General features: G+C 69.1%; 1 protein-coding gene. It reads left to right on the top strand.

All coding sequences use genetic code 11. The annotated features are described in order from the left end of the window. Positions 1-123: 123 nt before the first annotated feature. Positions 124-1,575 (top strand): NF041680 family putative transposase, encoded by a 1,452-nt coding sequence (locus JK361_RS40480; protein ID WP_372448794.1) that lies wholly within the window; start codon positions 124-126, stop codon positions 1,573-1,575. Positions 1,576-1,585: the final 10 nt, after the last annotated feature.

Raw genomic sequence — 1,585 nt, 5'->3', positions numbered from 1 at the left:
AGCTTGATCTTTAACCTCGCTGGTCACCCGACCCGCTGATCTTGGTCTGTTCCCGAGACAGCAGGACGGCCGTTCTTCACGCTTCGAGGTGTCGAGCAACGTCGCGTGAAGGAACGGCCGCTGGTGAAGAGTCTTGCCCCTGAACCGTCTGCTGACGCCGGGCTGGGCGTCCTTTCCCGCTTTCGTGTCCAGTTCTACGACTGCCTCTACTCCCGGGCGGATGCGCTCTTCGAGCTCACGGATGCGGTGCTGTGCTCGGACGGCCCGGTGACGTCGCTGGTCGAGTTGACGCTCACGGCCGAGCACCGTCGTGGGCACGGTGCGATGTACGACGCGGTCAACCACGGCTGGCTGGAGCCGCGCCGCCTGCGTCGGCTGCTTGCCTCCACGCCGCTGCCGCGTGCCGCCGACGGGCGGATCGTGCTCGCGGTGGATGTGAGCAACTGGCTGCGGCCCGATGCCCCCACCAGCCCGGAGTTGCTGTTCTGCCACGTCTACGGGCGGGGTCGCAGCGCGGATCAGTTCATCCCTGGCTGGCCCTACTCCTTCGTCGCCGCGCTGGAGACGGGACGCACGTCCTGGACGGCCGTGCTGGACGCGATCCGGCTGGGGCCGTCCGACGACGCCACCGTGGTGACCGCGACCCAGCTGCGCGAGGTGGTCACCCGGCTGGTGCACGCCGGGCAGTGGCGGCCGGGCGACGCAGACATCCTCGTCGTCATGGACACCGGCTACGACGTCACTCGCCTCGCCTACGTCCTGGCCGACTTGCCCGTCGAGCTGGTCGGCCGGCTCCGCTCCGACCGGGTCATGCTCCGGGATGCCGGCCCGCGCCGCTCCACCCCGCGTGGCGGTCAGCCCCGCAAGCACGGTGGCGTCCTCACCTTCTCCAAGCCGGAGTCCTGGCACACCCCCGACCAGGCCACGACGTGCGACACCACCCGCTACGGCAAGGCCGAAGCCCTCGCCTGGGACCGGATGCACCCCCGCCTACAGGCCCGTGGCCCCTGGCTGGACCACTGTGGCGAACTCCCCTTGATCCACGGCACGTTGATCCGGCTGAAGGTCGAGTGCCTGCCCGGTGACCGCGACCCGAAGCCGCTATGGCTGTGGTCCTCGCACACCGGGATGACCGGCGCAGACGCCGATGTGCGCTGGCAGGCGTTCCTCCGCAGATTCGATCTGGAACACACCTTCCGGCTGTTCAAACAAACTCTGGGCTGGACCATCCCCAAGGTTCGCGACCCGCACACGGCCGACCTGTGGACGTGGCTGATCATCGCCGCCCACACCCAACTCCGCCTCGCCCGGCCCCTTGCCGAGGATCTGCGTCGGCCCTGGGAACGGCCCAGCGAGCCACGTCGGCTCACCCCGGCCCGAGTCCGCCGGGGGTTCCGCCACCTCCGCGCGAAGACCGCCCGTCCCGCCAGCGTGCCCAGACCCTCCAAACCCGGACCCGGACGCCCGCCCGGCTCTAAGAACCGCAGGTCAGCCCCACGTCACGAGCCCGGGAAGACCGTGAAACGAATCGAAACCCTCACCGAACACGTCCGCCTGAAACAGCAGCGAGGTTAATGATCAAGCT

This window comes from Streptomyces musisoli (assembly GCF_016741855.1).
GTDB classification, from domain to species: Bacteria; Actinomycetota; Actinomycetes; order Streptomycetales; family Streptomycetaceae; genus Streptomyces; species Streptomyces musisoli.
The sequence above is the reverse complement of the archived record's forward strand: the minus strand, read 5'-3'. Positions and strand labels throughout refer to the sequence as shown.